Origin of the sequence: Campylobacter sp. RM9333 (assembly GCF_020137705.1) — a bacterium.
Classification (GTDB): domain Bacteria; phylum Campylobacterota; class Campylobacteria; order Campylobacterales; family Campylobacteraceae; genus Campylobacter_E.
Map to the genome: position 1 here is coordinate 23,819 of NZ_JACGAY010000011.1, position 19,300 is coordinate 43,118.

Sequence of the window (19,300 nt, forward strand, 5' to 3'; positions counted from 1 at the left end):
GAGTTATAAATAAATAAAATCTAAATGATACTTATTATTTTTTTCATTATTATCAATTAGAATTAATGTTGATAAAAATAATTTATTCTTATTAACCATTTTTAATAATTCGCTCCTACAATTTCGCGACTTTTTTAAAAGGAGATAAAAATGAAAAAAGTATGTTTGTCATTAGTTGCCTTTATAGGCCTTAATTTATGTGCTGCTGAAATTCCTGCAGTTGATGTTTTAGATTGCAAAAGTGCTGAATGTATCAATGGCGCAAAAGCTGAAAAAATACTAGAAAAAAGTGAGCAAAAGGTAGTAGAAGAAATAAAAGCTAAAGAAGAAGTGGTAAAACAAGTTAGCGATAAAGTAGAAGAAAAAAAAGAAGTAGTTAAAGAAGAAGTAAAACAAACAAAAGAAGAAATTAAAAAGGCAAAAAAAGAAGCTAAGAAAAATAAAAAAAGTAAAGAAGCTAAAAAATCAAAACACAACAAAAAAGAAAAAGTAGAAAACAAAAAATAATTTATACTTACGATTTAGCTAATGCTAAATCGTAAAATATTTAATTAAAAAATCCCAAAATATATGATTTTAAATTCTCAAAACCACTTATAAAAATTACAATAATTACAATAGGAATAAAATATTTTATATAATAAAACCAAGCTTTATAAAGTGGATTTTTAAGTTCATAATTATTGCTAATTTCTCTTAAAGCTTCATCTTTACCTAAAACAAAAGCAACATAAATTACACAAAGTAAAGCTGTAATTACAAATAAAATATTTCCACTAATAAAATCAAATGTATCAAAAATATTTCTTCCATAAATTAAAACATTATCAAGCACTCCATAACTTAATAAAGCAGGAATATTTCCTAATATAAAAATTCCACCTAAAACTAAATTAATCGCTGTATTTTTTGAGATTTTAAATTTTTCTTCTAATACAGAAATAATTACTTGATAAATAGGCAAACTCGTAGTAAGTGCAGCTGTTAATAATAAAACAAAAAACACTATAGCAAAGAAATCCCCAAAATGCATATGAGAAAACACTATTGGTAAGGTTTTAAATACTAATGATGGACCAGCATCAGGACTTAATCCAAAAGAAAATAAAGAAGGAAATATCATAAATCCTGCTAAAACCGCTACAAGAGTATTTACAATACCTGTAATAATTGCTGTTTTTAATAAATCCTCGCCTTTATCAAGGTAACTTGATAATGTAATCATAACCCCAAATCCAAGCGATAAAGCAAAAAATACTTGTCCTATAACATATAAAAATATACTAGGTGTAATCTTGCTAAAATCAGGATATAAATAAAACTTAATCCCTTCAATTGCCCCATCTAAAGTAACATTTCTAATAACCATAGCAATAAGACATAAAAACAAAAGCGGCATTAGATACTTAACAGAACGCTCAATTCCATCAATAACTCCACGCCTTAAAATAATCCAATTAATAAATACAAAAATAAATGTATAAATTCCTATCATTAAAGGGTCATTTTCTATATTTTTTTGATAATGTAAGCTAGTTTGCTCTGCTGTAATTACTGAAGTTAAATCAAGCCCGCCTAAATTAAACATAGACATAATAATATTAACAATATAGCTAATTACCCAAGCACCTAAAACCATATAATAAGCCATAATCGCATAGCTTCCAAATAGCCCTAAATACCCAACAAATTGCCATTTTTTACTAAAACAATCAACGCTATTTTTATGCATTCTTCTGCCTATTATATTTTCCACTAAGATAATAGGAACACCGACTAAAAACATAGCTATTATAAATAATAAAACATAAGCACCACCACCATTTTCTCCTACCATATAAGGAAATCTCCAAGTAGCTCCAAATCCAATAGTAGCACCTGCAACGGTTAAAATATATGTAAGTCTATTACTCCAAGTAAGTCGTTTCATAATGTATCCTTTTTTGAAAAAGGATACATTTTATACAAAAAATAATGATAATTTCAAGTTTTTTTTAAATAAATTTCACAAATAAAAATCCTAAAGCAACGCTTAAAGCAATCATTAAAACGCCTGGAATAAAGAAAGAATGGTTAAATACATACTTTCCTATCCTAGTAGTTTTTGTATCATCCATTCCAACCGCACCAAGTAATGTTGGGTAAGTTGGTAACACAAAGAGTGCTGAAACTGCTGCAAAAGAAGCGATGATTATTTTTGCGTTTTCTGGGTTTTCATTTAATGCAAGTGCAACAATTACTGATGGAACTATTGCTTTAGCAGTTGCTGTTTGAGAATATAAAAGCATACTAGCAAAGAAAAAGGCAAAAGCTAATAAGAATTGATATTGTTCTACTAAGCCTTTAGCAAATTCTTTTATTTCATTACTATGAGCGCTTACATAAGTATCTCCTAGCCACGCAACACCTAAAACACAAACACAAGCATTCATACCGCTCTTAAATACACTTGTTTCAATGATTTTTGAAGTATTGATTTTAGTGCTTAATACAATAAAAGTAGCAATGCTAAGCATTACGCACATAATAGCACTATCTCTTGGAATAATTATCTCATCAGCTTTTAAGCCTGAAATATAAGTCGCATAACAAACAACAGCTAAAACACCGATAACAAAAATCACAACGCTAGTCTTAGCACCTTTAATAATCTCTTTTTGAGTGCTTTGTTTTTTGCTATTTCGCCTTTTTTAAGTAATTCTTGATAATACTCATCAGAACTTAAATCAAGATTTGAAAACTTAGTTACCAAAAAAGCACTAAGCATACAAGCTAAATAAGTGCTACCTATCCAAATGCTTAATAATGTTAAATAAGAATACCCAAAAGGCTCAAGCACACCGCTAAGATAAACAACAGCTGCACTAACAGGACTTGCAGTAATTGCTATTTGACTTGATACAACTGCAAGGCTAAGTGGAGCTTTTGGCTTAATATTTTGCTCTTTTGCAACCTCAACAATTACTGGTATCATAGAAAACGCAGTATGCCCTGTCCCTGCTAAAATAGTTAAAAAATAAGTAATACTAGGAGCTAAATAATTGATTTTTTTAGGATTTTTCCTAAGTATTTTTTCAGCAATATGCACCAAATAATCAAGCCCGCCTGCTAATTGCATAGCCGAAATTGCTGCAATTACTGACATAATGATTAAAATTACCGAAGTTGGAATTTCGCCTGGTTTTATACCACACAAAATACCTAATAAAATAACTCCAATCCCACCAGTATAGCCAATCGCAATTCCACCAAGTCTAACGCCTAAAAATATAGCCGCTAAAACTATGGCTAAATCCAAAAATCCAACAACATTCGCAAAAAGCAAAAAGCAAATCGCTACAACAATCCAAACATATTTGTTTTTCATTTTAACTCCTTTAAAATGCCAATTTTACACATAATTATTTTAATGTTTTATAAAAATTAAAATATTTAAATTTTAAAGAATAATTAAAAAGAAAAATTAGGAATTTAAAATCAAATTCCTAATATAATTTAAAATAATTGCTTATGTTTTATAGCATTAGCCAATAAGCCAATAGTTGTGCCATTATGAGCAAATGCAGTAGCTGCTGGGCTTAATAAACCAAGTGTTGCAGCACCTAATATGAATGAATTAACCCATACCGTTGTGCTAAAGTTTTTATCAATTTTTTTCATAGTTTCATTAGCTATAACTTTTGCTTCTAAAATACAAGCAAAATCATCTCTTAGTAATCCAATATCAGCACTAGCTTTTGCTAAATCAGCACCTTTTTGCATAGAAATTCCAACATCAGCCTGAACTAACGACGGAGCGTCATTTATACCATCGCCTATAAAGGCTACTTTTTTGCCTTGTGCTTTTAAACTTGCTAAAATATTTGCTTTATCTTGTGGTAAAAGCTCTGCATAAACCTTATCAATTCCAAGTTCTTTTGCAACTTCTAAAGCCCTACTTTCAATATCGCCTGTTAGCATTACTAATTCTTTTACGCCGTTTTGCTTAAGCTTTGCTAAGACTTCTTTAGCATTGCTTCTAATTTCATCTTTCATAGCAATTACGCCTAATAATTCTTTAGATTTTGCTACATATAAAAGAGTTAAGCCTTTATCTAAAAGTTCTTTAATATTTGCATTAGCCCTAGAAAAATCAACACCTTCATCATCTTCTAAAAAGTGCCTTGAGCCAATTATTACTTCTTCATTATCAATGCTAGTTTTAACGCCGTGTGCTACTATAAACTCCACTTCTCCGTGATTAATATGAGAAAATCCACGCTCTTTAGCAGCCTTTACTATAGCTTCTGCAACAGGGTGAAAATAATGCTCTTCAGCACTTGCACTAAGATTTAGTAAGGTTTTTTCATCATATTTTGGACTAAATACATGAACGCTTTCAACTTTTAAATCTCCATAAGTTAATGTGCCTGTTTTATCAAATACAAAAGTATCAACCGAGCTTAAATTCTCTAAAGCAGTGCTACCTTTAAGCAATATCTGTCTTCTTCCTGCATAAGAAATAGCACTTTTAAATGCCACAGGAGTTGCTAATTTTAAAGCACAAGAATAATCAGCTTGAAGCACACTAGCCATCGCTGCACTTCCTTTATATAAATATGCAAGTCCAGCAAGTCCTAAAGTAACAGGCACTAAACTATCTGCTAATTTATAAGCTTTTTGCCCTATTTTTGATTTTTCTTCTAAGCAATCTTTCATATAATGTAAAATCTTAGCCGTTGATGTATTTTCTCCAACGCTTTCAGCCCATATTTTAATACGACCTTCAACTACCACGGTTCCACTTAAAACCCTATCTCCACGACTTTTAGTAACTGCTTGGGCTTCTCCTGTCATAGAAACTTGATTAATACTAGCAATCCCATCAACAATATAACCATCAACCGCTATATTATCTCCTTGAGATACCACTACAATATCCCCTACTACCAAATCTTTTGCACTTTTTTTAACAAGCTCTTGATTAACTTCTACCCAAGCGTGAGTTATTTGTGGTTTTGCTAGTTCTTTTATCAAATCATCACTTTTTGCCACTACGCTTTCTTCAATATATTCGCCAATATTTAGCATTAAATTAGTGCTATTTGCTGCTTTATAATCTTTTCTATATAAAGAAACTCCTACCGCTGCTGCTTCTAATACTTTTGAAGTTAAACCATTTTCAATAAGTTCTAAAGTTCCTTCTTTTAATAAAGGCAATGCAGTTGCACTAGAAACAAAACCATCATAAATAGGGCTTGTTTTATAGCTATTTGCTAAAGCTAAAATAGATGAATAAATCATAGCCTTACTTGGAGTTTCTTTTGCTTTTTTTAATTGCTTAATTTCATAAGTGCTAAAAAAATCTAATATTTTTTGAGCTAAATTATTATCAATTTCTTTTGAACTTGTAAAAACTAAACTTTTTGAAGCATTATTAACACTTACAAAAACACCAGAAAAATTAAGATTAAACTCACTTACTAATAAATGATTATCGCTTAGATTATTAAGCGTATTTAGCCTAATTCTAAGACGATTTTTAGAGTGATGAATAACCTTACAATTATTCTTGCATTGAAGCTTTTGCATCTTCTACTTGCTCTTTAAATTCTTCAATAGCAGCACTAGCAAAACTTTGAATTTTTGCAACACCTTTTGCTAAAGTATCTTTTGCATCTTTATTGCTTAATAAATAAGTAACCGCAGCACCAATTAAAATTCCTTTTACTAAAGGAGAGCCAAAAAGCCCTGTTCCTTGAGTTGTTAGCGAACTTAAAAAGCCTGTATTTTGATTATTGTTTGCTGTATTATTTAAATTATTGTTTGAAACATTATTTAAATATGGATTATAAGAATAATTTTGATTATTATATCCTTGATTAACATTGTAATTTTGATTATTGTTTAAATATGGATTATTATTATTTGTCATTTTATTTTCTCCTAAAAATTGATTAATTAAAATTCCACTAATTCCAGAAACTATTGCGTTTTTATAATCTTTCCTAGCTATATCATTGCTTGTTTTAATTGCAAAATAGCTAGTAACTCCTACCTTTAAACTTGCTTTTAAATCTTGAGTTGTAAAAAAATTATTAAGACTAGAGCTTAATAAATGATCACTCGGAACCCTATTTGATGTAAGCATAATTTTTACTTCTTAGAGCTTTTTTTAGCTACTTCTTTCTCGCATTTGCAACAAGGTTTAAGTTTTGAGATTTTTAAAATTGCATTTTCTGTCATTTTTCCTGCACTTTTTGCAAAATCTTGAGAATTAAACTCACTTATACTTTTTTTAATACTATCTTTTTTATTATAAATTGTCACTGCAGCTACGCCTAATGCTGCACCTAATATGAATGGAATTGGCATGATAATCTTCCTTTATTTTAAAATATCTTTTAAAAAATTACTAACTAAAGAATCTACATTAAATTCATTAGTCGCAAGGCTTTTTCTTAAAGCCACCTGATACTCATTAACCGAACTAGCCCAAAGTCTAAAAATAAGGTCTTTTAGCTTTTCATCTTTGCAAACATTAGCCGCTATTTTATAAGCTTGAACGATTTCAAATTCTTTTGCTAAAAGTAGCAAATAAGCATCATTTAAACTGCACTCAACTAATAAAGCATTATTATCGCTAATTAACAATTGATTTAATTGCTTTTTTGCATTTAAAATATCTTTTAAAATACCATCACTAAAGCAATTAGCATAATACTCATATAATTTTATGCTAGTTAAATCTAGCTCAAAAGCTCTTCTTATATCGCTGTTTTCTAGTTCTTGCAAAAACTCTTGGTTTTCAAATCTTAGCTCAAGCAATGTTAAGCTCCTTTAAAGCTAGGTTAATCTCATCAATGTTTTTTGCATTGATTAAATTATCAAGGCTTTGTTTTGATATGATTTTATCATCATATAAAATAGTAACCTTGCCTAAGATTTTATTAACTTTAACTTCATTAATCCCTTTTAGATTAAAAACTTCATCAATGTCGTAGTTTTCTAAGTCTTTTAATTCTCTTATCTTGCTAGATATATCAAGTCTTAATCTACCACTTGTGTGATGAGTGATTGTAATGTATTCTAAAACTTCACTTAAAACCTTAGCTTTATCCATTAAAAATCCTTTCGTTTTCAAAAATGATTGTAGTCCCTAAAACTTAAAATAAAATAAAATATATAAGATAATGATAATCAAAAAGTGGCAAAAACTCAATATTTATGCTATTTTGCTAATCTTTTCTATATTAAATTACTAAGGAATTTTATGAAAAAATTATTTTTTATCTCATTTTTTACAACATTTTTGCTATCAAATAATCTAATAAATGGTAAAGTTGATATTAGCATTCAAAATCCAATAATTAGTAAAAGCGAAATCACTTACACAAAATATCCGATAAATAATAAAACCTTATTAATTTTAGCCCCAAATTATCGCTCAAGTGGTAAAACTTTAAATATTACTTTAGACAATCAAGAATATAGCCTTAAAGTGCTTGAAGGAGAATATAAAAAAGAGCAAATTAAACTTGCAAAGCCATCAATTATTAAGCCAAACAAAAAGCTGCAAGAAAGAATTGCTAAAGAATACGATGAAGCAGTGAAAATCTATGCAAAAAGCACCGAAAAAGTATATATTAATAAGCCTTTCATAATCCCTTTAGATAGCGTTATTACAAGCCCTTTTGGAAGTGCTAGGGTGTTTGAAAACACTCTTAAGAGTTATCATTCAGGCACTGATTTTAGAGCAGCAATTGGAGTTAGCGTTCCAGCTAGTAATGATGGAGTAGTAGTTATTGCAAAAGATAGATATTATTCAGGTGGTAGCGTTGTGATTGATCATGGATACGGCGTTTATTCGCAATATTATCATTTAAGCAAGATTAATGTAAAAGTGGGTGATTTTGTAAAACAATCAGATATTATAGGACTTAGTGGAGATACGGGCAGGGTTAGTGGACCTCATCTTCATTTTGGAATTGCTATAAAAGGCGTTAGTGTTGATCCACTTGATTTTGTAAATAAATTCAACGCAAAGGCTTTTAATTGATTTTTAGCAAATATTTTGATACTTGGAGTAAAGAGTATTATAAAAAAGGTGTAAAAGTTGGTAAAGATGGAGATTTTTATACAGCTGTTAGCGTTGGAGAGCTTTTTGGCTTTTTGTGTGCTAAAAGATTTATTTTTTTAGTTGATGAAAAGATTTTAAAACTACCTATTGATATAGTAGAAATCGGTGCAAATGAAGGGTATTTATTAAAAGATTTTTTAACATATTTAAAAGATAAACGCCCTGAAATTTATAAGCAAATTAATGTAAAAATCATAGAGCCACACGACAATCTAAGGGCTTTACAAAAAAAGAATTTGAATGTGGAATTTAAACATTATTATTTTGATGATTTTAGTAGTGATAATGCCTTTTTTATCGCAAATGAATTATTTGACGCTTTTGCTTGTGAGCTTTATGATAATCATAAATTTGGCTTCGTTGAAAATGGCAAAATAATCTTTAAAGAGCATAAAAATAGTTATGAATATTTACAAGATAAACTTGAAAAACGCTTGGAATTTTCTCCTATGATATATGATTTTTTAAGTGCTTTAGATAAGAAGTGTAAGGAATTTTATTTTTTAACATTTGATTATTTTTCTACATATTTAAATGATGAGTTTAGTTTAAGAATATTTAAAAATCATCAATTAATTGACCCATTTAACGCTAATTTAGAAGAATTATTTGCAAATTGTGATATTACTTGGAATGTAAATTATGATGAATTGTGCTTTTATTTTGATAAACTTAATCTAAAACATAGCTTTAAAAAACAATCAAGAGCTTTGATGGAATTTGGAGTAGATGAATTTAGCGATATTAAATACGCAAATGCCATTAAATATCTATTTTTTGGCTTTAGCGATAATTTTCATTGTTTAGAATTTAATAAAAACATTAAAGGAGATTAAAATGGATAAAACAAGTAAAGAATTAATAAAAGTTGATGCAAATACTATCAACGAATTAGAAAACGAGCTTTCAAGTTTGCTTAAAACTAGAAATCAAGAGTTAAAAGAACAAATTAAAAAATTAAGCGAAGAGCAAAATAAATTTGAGTATCAATTAAATGATAAATTAAAGAAAATTGAAAAAGCTAAAAGCGAGATAAAACCTAAGTCTAACGCAGCATTAATTACTTTATTAAGTATATTAATAATACTTGTAGTAATTGATGTCGGGATTAGAATTTTTGCTAATTAATCTAGGAAATTCCTAGATTAAATATAATAATCCTTGCAGTCTTTAAAATCGCAAAAAAGCACCGCATCAACACCTATTAAAGCAGCTTTTTCAATATCGCTAGTATCTTTTATAAAAGATAAAATCTTGCTATCAAATAAATATTTTTCTGCTAAAAATACGCTGTCTTTTAAGATTTTAGCATTTGGGATAATGTATTCACAAAGTGCTGCATTTGATTGCAAAACTTCACTTAAAGTATCGCAAAATATAGCTCTTTTAATATTTGGCTTTGCTAATATTTCTTCGCTAAATTTTACACAACTTACATTATTTACACTAAGTCCTAATTCAAATTCTAAAGCTGTAAATTGATTTTTTATATAATCTAATCCATAAATTAACATTATTTATCCTTAAGTGCATTTTCTAAAAACAATATTTCATTTATATAATTTTTTTGCAAATATTCTAAATTAATTGAGATTTGCTCTAATTCTTCTAAATTATAATCATTTAATTTTGCTAATAATTCATCGTAATCTAAGGCGAATTCAAAGCCTTTTGCAAAATTAATTTTAGTATTATTATAAATTAGTTCTAAGTCTTTTAAAATTGATATTTGATTTGATATTTTCTCTAGCATATTAATTAAAATTCTTTTTTATTTCATCTAATTCATCTTGGGTATATCCAGCCATAATTCTAGCGTTTTCATTCATATTTTTAATAGGTCTTATTAGGTGTTTGTATTCTAAGAGTAAATCACAAAAATTCTCATTTGTCCCACCTGCGTTTTTATACCATCTATCGCCTTTATTTACATGGCTTATTTCATCGTGCAAGATGATTTTTAAAACTTCTAATAATTTTGATTTTATTTGGTGTTTTGTGCTGCTTATTTTTTTAACCACAAAAGGATTAGCATCAAGCCCACAAGCTTCTAAATGCCTATGCACAACCCCCATTCTAACCTTAAAACTAGAATTAGTAGCTCTCATAGCGTCAAATAAATTAGTATGCACCCCAAAATCTCCGTATTTATATCCTAGCTCATTTAAAGCGTCGTTTAATAGACTAAAGTGCAAGCATTCTTCTTTAGCTATTTCTAAAAAATCACTCGCAAACAAAAGCCCGCCGGTATGATAAAATCTATAAGCAGCATCTAATGCAAGGTCAATTGCTGAATATTCAATATGAGCTATTTGGTGCAAGGTCTTTGCTAAAGCATTATCAGAACTTAGTTCTTTTGGTCTTTTAATCCTTGTTGGGTGAATAATCTCAAGGCTTTTTGCATAACTTGGCTCTTCTAAAACTAAAGGCTCGTATTCATTATAAGCTAGGTTATTGCTTAAAAAATCATCGTAAAAATCATCAAATTTAGCTAATTTTTTAGCATAATCACTCTCGCTCAAAACATCAAATAAAGTATGCGAATAATCTTTCATATTAGTCCTTAAAGCTTATAAATGAGATTTTTTATTTTATAAAATCTTTGATAAAAACATAGTTTTACCAAAGATTATTAAAAAGAATTTAAATAAATACTATTTAAATTCTTTTATTGTCTATAAATCTTGATTTTATTTTACGAAATTAATAAATCAATATTTTAACTAAGTCTAATTTAGCTAGATTTTGCGATGGAATTTTTCATATATCTAATAGATTTTAATTTCACATTTGTGTAAATAAAGTGAAATTATTTTTTAAGGAGATAGCCATGAAAAAGGGCTTTACAATGATTGAGTTGATTTTCGTAATCGTAATTTTAGGAATTTTAGCAGCAGTTGCAATTCCAAAACTAAATGCTACAAGAGATGACGCAGAGATAGCTAAAGCAGCTAGCAATTTCTCAACAGCAATAAGCGATATTACTTCTTATTACACAGCTAAAGGTTCGTTTGCTAAAAAATTATCTGATATGACTAATGTTGCTTTAGGAACAAATGGAGAATTCCAAATTAAAGGTAAAACTTGCGCAACAATTACAGCTCCTGATACAGGAAGTGAAGTTGTTATTAAAGCTGGTGCTAACATAACTGATGCAATTTGTGATTCATTTGATAAAGTTAGTAGTATAGCTGCTATTCTAGGTAATGCTAAATTATCAACCTATGTATCTACTGGTGATGGGTATAAAATTAAACTAGGTGGCGGAAATATTTCTTTCTAATTTCACTTTATTTGATGAATATTACAAAGCTAAGTTTGGTAAAATCCAAGCTTAGCTTTTTTTAAATTTTAAAGGACAAAGATGAAAAAAGCTTTTACAATGATAGAACTAATCTTCGTAATAGTTATTCTAGGTATCTTAGCAGCAGTCGCGATACCTAAACTAAATGCTACGAGAGATGACGCTGAAATTACAAAAGGTGTTAGTAATTTCTCAACACTTCTTAGTGATATAGCTTCTTATTACACAGCTAAAGGAAGTTTTGCTACCAATATACAAGATATGACAAATGTAGTAATGCAACCACATACATCAAACACTTCAACAGCTTATTTGTATATTAAAGATTTAAATTGTGTAACAATCAATGCAGAATCAAGTGGAAGCACTATTAAAATTTTTGCTTCTCCGGACTTTGATAAAGGTGTTTGCAAATCATTCTTCGCAACTAATAGTGTAAGAGCAGCTATGGGAAATAAAGATATAAAAAATCATCAAGGAATAGCTAGTGCCTATGAAATCAAACTCGGTGGCGGAAATGTTAATTTTTAACCTAGAAACTAATCTAGGTTAGTTACTTTAAGGAAGTTAATGAAAACAGCATTCACAATGATAGAACTTATATTTGTTATTGTAATATTAGGTGTATTAGCAGCAGTTGCAATTCCTAAACTAAATGCTACAAGAGATGATGCTGAAATAGTAAAATCATCTCAAAACCTTGCTATTTTAATTAGTGATTTAGGCTCTTATTATACAACCCAAACAAATTTTAGCAGTAATTTAAAGGATATGACTTCTCAAAGTCTAAAAGATGATAAGTATTTTACTATTAAAAATACTGATTGTTTAGAAGTTACTACTGATGATTATTTTATAGTGGTAAAAAAACTAAAAACTAGAAGTGAATTATGCAATAAATTATTAGGCTTAGAATCTTTAAAACAAATTCTAACAGGAAGAATTTCAAAAACAAATAATAATTTTACAGATATTTCAAAAAGTGATATTATTTACATTCCTGTTGGTGGAAGTAATGTGGTGTATTAAGAATTTAAATTAGGAATTTTAAAATAAATTTCTTATTTTAAATTCCTACAATTTATTATTTATTCTTATTTAATTTTTACAATCAAGCTATAATGAAATCCACAAAATAGTCTTAAATTTCGTTATGTTGTTTAATTCTAATATTAACTAAATTACTTTTTGATATACTACACTACGAAAAAGCATTGATTTTGATATTAAAAATTACAATAATAGGAGTAAAAATGGGCGAAAACGATATAATTGCAACCAAACAACAAGTAAGAAAAGCTGGAGATAATATAAGAATAGGTATTGCCACTGAAAACGACTATGAGATAGTGTCTTTTTGGAGAAGTGTTCACGCTCAAATAATGTCAAGCTTTGCAACATCAATTAATAGAAAACTAAAAACAAATAAAATTACCCCTATAGTAGTAGCAAGAAGATTAAAAAGGCTAAATTCTGTTGAATACAAGTTAAAAAGATTTCCAGATATGAAGCTTGATAGAATGCAAGATATTGCAGGACTTAGGATAGTATTTACCAATCTTGACAATACTAAAACTTTTCAGCAAATTATGGAACAAACCTATCTTAAGGGTATAAAAAAATTTAAACTTTTACGAACTAGTGATTATATCAATAAACCAAAAGATGATGGATACCGCTCAATCCATCAGATTTATGAATATCAAGATACGACAAAAAGAGCCTTAGAATTACAACTTAGAACACAATTGCAGCATTTTTGGGCTACAGCAGTGGAAGTTTTAGGAATAACTAGTAAATCAAAAATCAAGCAAGGTGAAGGGGAAGAACAATATAAAGAATTTTTTAGATTATCAAGTGCTTTGTTTTGTATGATAGAACAAACAAAAATTCACGAAAATTATAATAAATTTACACAACAAGAAATATGCCAAAAGATTTTAGAACTAGATAAAAAATACAACATATTAGCAATGCTTTCTGGACTTTTAGTATCTAGCAAAAACATTGAAGAATTTCAAAAAAAGATACATTATTATTTTGTAATAGACCTTGATATGAATACAAGGCGTTTAAGGATTACTGGATATAAAAAATCAGATTTTGAAAAAGCTAAAGAATATTATGATTTTTTAGAACAAAAATCAAAAAATGCAAACAATACTGATGTAGTGCTTGTATCATCAGACAAAATTAAAACACTAAGGAAGGCCTATCCTAACTATTATTTAGATAGTAGAGAATTTGTAGAAGTTATCAAAGCAGCTATCAAAGAAAACATTAAATCTTAAAATATAATTTATATAAAAACTAATTAAAAAATGGAATTTAAAACTATATATTTATTTTAAATTCCTAAATTCAATTCTTAATATAGTTAAAACGAGTATTTAGCTTCTAATCTAGTTTTATAAGTTTTAATATTTTTCATATCGGTTTTAGTAATCGCATAATCATAAAATGCGCTAAATTTTAATTTCTTAGAATATTTATAAACAATTTTTGGCATTAATTCTGTTTGCTTATATTTAGCTAAATCAAGCTTTACCCCGCCATCAATTATGCTAAATAAAAAATTAAAATTATCATATTTATAAGATATATTTGAATACAAATATTCTCTTTTACCTATTCCACCATAAAATCCATCTATTATCGTTTTTCCCGAATGCAAAAGCAATCCTTTATCATGCCAAGTTACAAAATTTGCTTTATCCTTTTTACCATAATTTATATAGCCTAACTCAAAATCAAAATTCTTAAATCCGACTAGAATTTCAACGCCATAAAATATAGAATTACTTGCATTTAGAGAAGTTTTGTAATTTTGCTTTAATGATGTGCTAGTTAGTTGAGAATTAAAAGAATAATGATAACTCTTCTTATCTCCTAAATAACTTTTCAAATCCACTCCATAGAAAATAGCAAAATCATTAAGATAATCAGCACCTAAAGTAAGATTTATTAAATCATTATGATAATTAATATTTAGCCCATAAAGGTTTTGATTATAGATTTGTGATTTTAAATTCTTTGGCAGATTTGTAGCTTTCAGTGGTATTTTATAAGATATTTGATTTATTGCTTTTTCGTTTATCAAACTACTTTCACTCAAATCAAAATTATCTACAAAATACGCATTTATATTTGTATTATCTAAAGAATGATTATCAATCAAAAACGAAGTAACCAAAACCCCATCATTAAACATACTAGGCACTTTTAATCTACCAAAACTAAAGCTTGTATTAAAATTAGTATAAGTTAAATTCGCTTCTTTTAAATGAAAATTATCATTAGTTTTAATATAAGCATTATTTGAATAACTAAAAGATTTTGTATCATATCTAAACACCGCATTAGCCTTGTAATTATCAGCTAAATTTAGGCTTAATTTATAATCTAATCTAATTTTGTGTGCTGGTTGAGTTAAAGCAATATCCTTAACTCTAGTAGCATCATAGCGATACCTTAAAAACCCATCTAAATCTACATTTTTTATTGATTGTTCTAAACTAAGTGCATTGGCACAAACAGCAACTAAACTTAAAGAAATTGTTGTTTTAATATTCATTTTTATCCTTTTTTATGAGAATGATAAATATTATTAAAACAAACTTATATTTAAATTAATTATCATAATAAATATTAAATAATATGATAATTTAAATTCTTTAAGAATTATTTTTTATATATCAAATTAAGTTTTAAATTCTCATAATAAAATGAATAATAAATATTATTCTTTTTAATAATTTCATAAGTTTATTAGTTTAAAATATTAAATATAAAAATTAATTTTATTTTAAGGAGTTATATGAAAAAGTTATTTATAAGTTGTCTTATATCATCTTTTGCATTAGCAAATAGTATGTACTTAAATAAAGATGTTGAAATTAAACTTGATGGTAAAATAATAGGAACTGCTAGTTTATTAGCACCTGTAAAAGTCATTTCAAGCAATAACGATACTAGCAAAGTTGAGCTAATTGGATATGTTAATGATAATTATCAAGAAGAAATAGTTAAAAGTTTTTCTCAAATTGAAAATTATATGAGTTTTCACGATAACAATGACAATCCAACATACAAAGGTGACGCTAATCCATACATTAAAATGCTTGAAGTGTTGCAAGATGAATATGGAGAAAATTGGCATAAAGTAAGCATAACTTTTGATGTAAATTCAAATGATTTAGTAGCTAGCAAAGATGAAATCTTTAAAAATGCAAAAAGTTTTTACGAGCAAACTTGCTCGCCTTGTCATTTGTTGCACGATACTAAAGAATATTCGGTAAATCAATGGCCTTCAAATCTTGAAAGCATGATAAGTTCTGGTTATGTGGAGCTAAGCAAGGATGAAAAAAGCTTAATTATTAAATATTTACAAAATCACGCAAAAGACATTAAATAAAGGAGAAGAATATGAAAAGAAGAAGTTTTTTAAAACTAAGTGCAGTAGCAGGAGTTGGATTACAAGCTAGCAAAATTGAAGGTATCAAAGATACAATTTTTGATGATAAAAAGGCTTTAGTATCTGATAGGTTTGGTAGTTTTTACGCAAATATTAATAGTTCTCAAATCGTTAGCGTTACACCTTTTGAAGGAGATAAATTCCCTAATACTATGAATAATTGTGTTCCAGATAGAACACAAAACGAAAGCCGTGTTTTATATCCTTGTGTTAGAAAAAGCTACCTAGAAGGAAAAAAGAAAAACGATTTAAGGGGTGAAGAAGAATTTGTAAGAGTTAGTTGGGAAACAGCACTTGATTTAGCAGCAAAAGCGCTTAAAGAAAATTTTGACAAATATGGCCCTGAAGCTATATATGGCGAATGCTATTGGTGGGGTGGCTGGGGTAAAATTAGCTGGGGAAGAACCACAGCTCATAGAATGCTAAAAATCCTAGGTGGATATGTTGAAGAAAGTGGAGACTATTCAACCGGTGCTGGTATGGTAATATTACCACATATTTTTGGCTCAAACACCGTTTATGAAGCACCTACAACTTGGAAAAGTATTTTAGAAAATGCAAAAAGTGTTGTATTTTGGGGAACTGACCCGCTAGTAACAAATCAAATTGCAGTTGGCACACCAACTCACACTAATTATGAATATTTCACAAAATTAAAAGAACTAAGTAAAGCAGGAAAAATCAAAACTTATAGCATAGATGTATATGCTAATAATACAAATCGTTATATTGAAAGTGAATTAATATCAGTTCGCCCTAATACAGACACTGCAATGATGATAGGAATGTGTTGTTATTTATATGAAAGTGGAAAATATGCAAAAGATTTTATTAAAAAATATACGGTTGGCTTTAATAAATTTAAAGAATACTTTATGGGCGAAAATGATGGAATAAAAAAAGATTTAACTTGGGCTAGCAATATTTGTGGAGTAGATACAACAACATTAAAAAAATTAGCAGATGATTTATGCGATAATAAATCAATAATTATTGCAGGTCGTGCAATACAAAGACAAGACCACGGCGAGCAAGCACATTGGATGATAACAATACTAGCAACAATGTTAGGGCATATAGGAAGCAAGGGTTGTGGATTTGAGTTTAGTTTAGGATATTATTCTCAAGGTGCTGATAAATTTATAGCACCTACTTTAAAAGGACTTTCATCTATTCCAAGCGATGATTTAGGAGACGAAAATAGTCCTTGGAAAAAATTTGAAAACATAACAATTCCAAGTTCAAGAAGTATTGACGCTATGCTAAACCCAGGTAAAATAATTGACCAAAATGGTAAAAAAATAAAACTTCCACATATTAAAGTAGCATTTAATGCTAGTGGGTCATTTTTTACTCGCCATCAAGATGTAAATCGTGCTATTGAAGGATTTAAAAAGGTTGATACGATTATTACAGCTGAACCATTTTGGACTTCACAAGCAAAATTAAGTGATATTGTTTTACCTGTTGCTATTGAGCCTGAGCGTTATGATATAGAAGCTAGTACAAATTCTGAATATATTTTCTTAAATAAGCCTGTAATTGAACCTATGGGAGAGAGTAAAAGCGATTTTTGGATTTGTAAAGAAATTTGTAAAAGATGGGGAGTAGAAGAAATATTTACAGAAGGAAAAGCAACCGAGCTTGATTGGATGAAATATATTTATAACGACGCTTTACAACAAGGAAAAACATTAGGATATGATATGCCAACTTTTGACGAAGCACTTAATAAAGGATTTGTTAGATTTGATAAAGTAAATAAAGATACAGAGTATTACACAAGACTTAGTGATTTTGTAAGCAATCCGCATAAATATAGATTAGGAACACCAAGTGGAAAGATTGAGATTTTCTCTCCAACAATTGCAAAAATGGGTTATGATGATTGTTTAGGTCATCCTGCTTGGTTTGAACCATTTGAGTGGGTTGGTAACAAAGAACAAATTAAAAAATATCCAATTGCTGTTGTAAGTCCTCATTCTAGATTTAGACTACACTCTCAGCTAAATAACTCACTTATTAGAAATTATGCTGAAGTAAATGGCAGAGAGCCTATGATAATTCATCCTGATACTGCAAAAGCAAGAGGTATTAAAACAGGCGATATTGTAAGAGTATATAATGATAGGGGCGAAATTTTAGCAGGTGCATTAGTAAGTGATATTGTAAGGGCTGATACTATTATAATTTGTGAAGGTGCTTGGTATGACCCTGAAGTTTATGGGAAAAAATCACTTTGTCAGCACGGATGCGTAAATGTGCTAACTCGTGATAAAGGAACATCAAAACTAGCTCAATCAAACACAGCTCACACAACCTTAGTAGAGATTGAAAAATTCAAAGGTGTTATTAGACCTTTAAGAGCATTTTCTAAGCCAAAAATCATTCAAGGTTAAATAAAAAGCGAGATTTATTCTCGCTTTTAAATTCCAACTCCAATACTTCATAAAATAATGCAGCCGTATATTAAGATTACTAAAATAAAAGAAGAGCCAATAAATACAAAAAACGAATCATATAACAATTCATCTTTTAAATACAGATAAAAATAATAAGCATTTGCAAATATAATAAATATAGAATTAGCAGTTATATCTAAGGCTGAAAAATTAGTTAAATGCTTAAATACAAAAATACAATAAGCGTAAAAATTACACTCAATACGAAAATAAAAAAATCAACTTTATTAAAAAATCTTACCAATTTAAATTCCTTTTATTTTCATACTATCAAAAATAAAAGGAATTAGCTAGAAAAATTAATTTTGCACTTTTTATAATTTAATCTATTTTATATTCACACGCTACTTGATAGCCTAAATCACAAGCTTTTCTTACATATTCCTTAGCCAAGCTTTTATTGGTATAATAATAAAAGTTACCTAAGTTATTGCAAGCTATAGCCTCTCCTAAATTACAAGCTTTTTCATAAAGCATTTTCGCTCTTTCTTTATTGTTTTCTTTCGTATAATAAATATTTCCTAAATTAGTGCAAGCATTTAAATATCTTAAATTACAAGATTTTTCATAATAACTCTTTATTTCATTCATTAATGCAGGATTTTGGCTTTGCTCTAACATATACGCTATATTGTGGCACGATATAGGCTCATTATTATTACAAGCTAACATATAATAATTAATCCCTTTAGTAAATTCTTCCTTACTTTTAGCACTATAAATATAAGCAGTTCCTAATTCCATACAAGCTGACATATAATTAAGCTCGCAAGACTTTTCTAAATACTTAATAGATTCTGCTATTTGCATTTCTTTTGCCTTAGCAATTCCTATGTTATAGCAATCATTCGCATTGTTACAAATTACTTGATTATTAGCAAAACAAGCACTAACACAAAATACCAATACTAAAAACTTTTTCATCAACACTCCTTTTAATT

At 28.4% G+C, this 19,300-nt stretch carries 21 protein-coding genes and 1 pseudogene; 10 read left to right on the forward strand and 12 right to left on the reverse strand.

The genetic code is table 11. From position 1 onward, the window contains the following. Positions 1-150 precede the first annotated feature (150 nt). On the forward strand, positions 151-507 hold the full coding sequence (locus AVBRAN9333_RS05275; protein ID WP_336609552.1) for a hypothetical protein: 357 nt from the start codon (positions 151-153) through the stop codon (positions 505-507). Between the two features lie 40 nt (positions 508-547). Here the strand turns inward: AVBRAN9333_RS05275 and AVBRAN9333_RS05280 are convergent, their stop codons facing one another. From AVBRAN9333_RS05280 to AVBRAN9333_RS05310, 7 genes and pseudogenes are all read right to left on the reverse strand, one after another. Beyond that, positions 548-1,930, reverse strand: a complete 1,383-nt coding sequence (locus AVBRAN9333_RS05280) for a sodium-dependent transporter (protein WP_214142724.1) — start codon at positions 1,928-1,930, stop codon at positions 548-550. 64 nt (positions 1,931-1,994) lie between these two features. Next, positions 1,995-3,367 (reverse strand): annotated as a pseudogene (locus AVBRAN9333_RS05285) (anaerobic C4-dicarboxylate transporter). A 128-nt stretch (positions 3,368-3,495) separates the two neighbouring features. Then, positions 3,496-5,571 carry a heavy metal translocating P-type ATPase gene (locus AVBRAN9333_RS05290; protein WP_214117810.1) on the reverse strand — a complete coding sequence of 692 codons (2,076 nt, stop codon included), beginning with the start codon at positions 5,569-5,571 and terminating at the stop codon, positions 3,496-3,498. Then, entirely contained in the window at positions 5,546-6,130 is a 585-nt protein-coding gene (locus tag AVBRAN9333_RS05295) for a YtxH domain-containing protein (RefSeq protein ID WP_214117811.1), read from the reverse strand. The genes AVBRAN9333_RS05290 and AVBRAN9333_RS05295 overlap by 26 nt, the downstream gene beginning before the upstream one ends. A 5-nt stretch (positions 6,131-6,135) precedes the next feature. Next, complete coding sequence (locus AVBRAN9333_RS05300; protein ID WP_214117812.1) at positions 6,136-6,354, reverse strand: hypothetical protein; 219 nt, start codon at positions 6,352-6,354, stop codon at positions 6,136-6,138. Positions 6,355-6,366: 12 nt separating this feature from the next. Continuing rightward, positions 6,367-6,807: a hypothetical protein gene (locus AVBRAN9333_RS05305; protein ID WP_336609553.1), complete on the reverse strand. Its 441-nt coding sequence runs from the start codon at positions 6,805-6,807 to the stop codon at positions 6,367-6,369. Next, complete coding sequence (locus tag AVBRAN9333_RS05310) at positions 6,800-7,102, reverse strand: HMA2 domain-containing protein (RefSeq protein WP_336609554.1); 303 nt, start codon at positions 7,100-7,102, stop codon at positions 6,800-6,802. Before AVBRAN9333_RS05310 ends, AVBRAN9333_RS05305 begins: the two co-directional genes overlap by 8 nt. 150 nt (positions 7,103-7,252) lie before the next feature. Here AVBRAN9333_RS05310 and AVBRAN9333_RS05315 point away from each other — a divergent pair, with 150 nt between their 5' ends. The 3 genes from AVBRAN9333_RS05315 to AVBRAN9333_RS05325 are packed head-to-tail and all read left to right on the forward strand — an operon-like array spanning position 7,253 to position 9,247. After that, positions 7,253-8,038: a M23 family metallopeptidase gene (locus tag AVBRAN9333_RS05315; protein ID WP_336606761.1), complete on the forward strand. Its 786-nt coding sequence runs from the start codon at positions 7,253-7,255 to the stop codon at positions 8,036-8,038. After that, entirely contained in the window at positions 8,035-8,955 is a 921-nt protein-coding gene (locus tag AVBRAN9333_RS05320) for an SAM-dependent methyltransferase (protein ID WP_214117816.1), read from the forward strand. The genes AVBRAN9333_RS05315 and AVBRAN9333_RS05320 overlap by 4 nt, the downstream gene beginning before the upstream one ends. A 1-nt stretch (position 8,956) precedes the next feature. Further along, entirely contained in the window at positions 8,957-9,247 is a 291-nt protein-coding gene (locus AVBRAN9333_RS05325) for a hypothetical protein (RefSeq protein ID WP_214117817.1), read from the forward strand. A gap of 17 nt (positions 9,248-9,264) precedes the next feature. Here AVBRAN9333_RS05325 and AVBRAN9333_RS05330 read toward each other — a convergent pair whose 3' ends face one another. Genes AVBRAN9333_RS05330 through AVBRAN9333_RS05340 form a run of 3 tightly spaced genes read right to left on the reverse strand, consistent with a single transcriptional unit; the run spans position 9,265 to position 10,674 of the window. Next, entirely contained in the window at positions 9,265-9,633 is a 369-nt protein-coding gene (locus tag AVBRAN9333_RS05330) for a hypothetical protein (protein WP_214142722.1), read from the reverse strand. After that, positions 9,633-9,872, reverse strand: coding sequence for a hypothetical protein (locus tag AVBRAN9333_RS05335; RefSeq protein WP_214117819.1), 240 nt, complete (start codon positions 9,870-9,872; stop codon positions 9,633-9,635). Before AVBRAN9333_RS05335 ends, AVBRAN9333_RS05330 begins: the two co-directional genes overlap by 1 nt. 1 nt (position 9,873) lies before the next feature. Then, a complete protein-coding gene (locus AVBRAN9333_RS05340) occupies positions 9,874-10,674 on the reverse strand; it encodes a ferritin-like domain-containing protein (RefSeq protein WP_214117820.1) in 801 nt (266 codons plus the stop codon). A gap of 275 nt (positions 10,675-10,949) precedes the next feature. Between AVBRAN9333_RS05340 and AVBRAN9333_RS05345 the strand changes: the two genes are divergently transcribed. From AVBRAN9333_RS05345 to AVBRAN9333_RS05360, 4 genes are all read left to right on the forward strand, one after another. Continuing rightward, positions 10,950-11,402 (forward strand): type II secretion system protein, encoded by a 453-nt coding sequence (locus AVBRAN9333_RS05345; RefSeq protein WP_336609555.1) that lies wholly within the window; start codon positions 10,950-10,952, stop codon positions 11,400-11,402. Positions 11,403-11,483: 81 nt separating this feature from the next. After that, positions 11,484-11,954, forward strand: coding sequence for a type II secretion system protein (locus tag AVBRAN9333_RS05350; RefSeq protein ID WP_336609556.1), 471 nt, complete (start codon positions 11,484-11,486; stop codon positions 11,952-11,954). 39 nt (positions 11,955-11,993) lie between these two features. Beyond that, the gene (locus tag AVBRAN9333_RS05355; protein WP_214119487.1) at positions 11,994-12,452 is read left to right on the forward strand and encodes a type II secretion system protein; all 459 of its coding nucleotides are present in this window, start codon (positions 11,994-11,996) and stop codon (positions 12,450-12,452) included. A 224-nt stretch (positions 12,453-12,676) separates the two neighbouring features. Next, on the forward strand, positions 12,677-13,714 hold the full coding sequence (locus AVBRAN9333_RS05360; RefSeq protein WP_214117823.1) for a hypothetical protein: 1,038 nt from the start codon (positions 12,677-12,679) through the stop codon (positions 13,712-13,714). An 86-nt stretch (positions 13,715-13,800) separates the two neighbouring features. Here AVBRAN9333_RS05360 and AVBRAN9333_RS05365 read toward each other — a convergent pair whose 3' ends face one another. Further along, positions 13,801-14,997 carry a major outer membrane protein gene (locus tag AVBRAN9333_RS05365; RefSeq protein WP_336609557.1) on the reverse strand — a complete coding sequence of 399 codons (1,197 nt, stop codon included), beginning with the start codon at positions 14,995-14,997 and terminating at the stop codon, positions 13,801-13,803. 243 nt (positions 14,998-15,240) lie between these two features. Here AVBRAN9333_RS05365 and AVBRAN9333_RS05370 point away from each other — a divergent pair, with 243 nt between their 5' ends. Then, positions 15,241-15,837, forward strand: a complete 597-nt coding sequence (locus AVBRAN9333_RS05370) for a hypothetical protein (protein ID WP_336609558.1) — start codon at positions 15,241-15,243, stop codon at positions 15,835-15,837. A gap of 11 nt (positions 15,838-15,848) precedes the next feature. Next, positions 15,849-18,296 (forward strand): molybdopterin-dependent oxidoreductase, encoded by a 2,448-nt coding sequence (locus AVBRAN9333_RS05375; protein ID WP_214119483.1) that lies wholly within the window; start codon positions 15,849-15,851, stop codon positions 18,294-18,296. 384 nt (positions 18,297-18,680) lie between these two features. Here AVBRAN9333_RS05375 and AVBRAN9333_RS05380 read toward each other — a convergent pair whose 3' ends face one another. Then, complete coding sequence (locus AVBRAN9333_RS05380) at positions 18,681-19,283, reverse strand: tetratricopeptide repeat protein (RefSeq protein ID WP_336609559.1); 603 nt, start codon at positions 19,281-19,283, stop codon at positions 18,681-18,683. Positions 19,284-19,300: the final 17 nt, after the last annotated feature.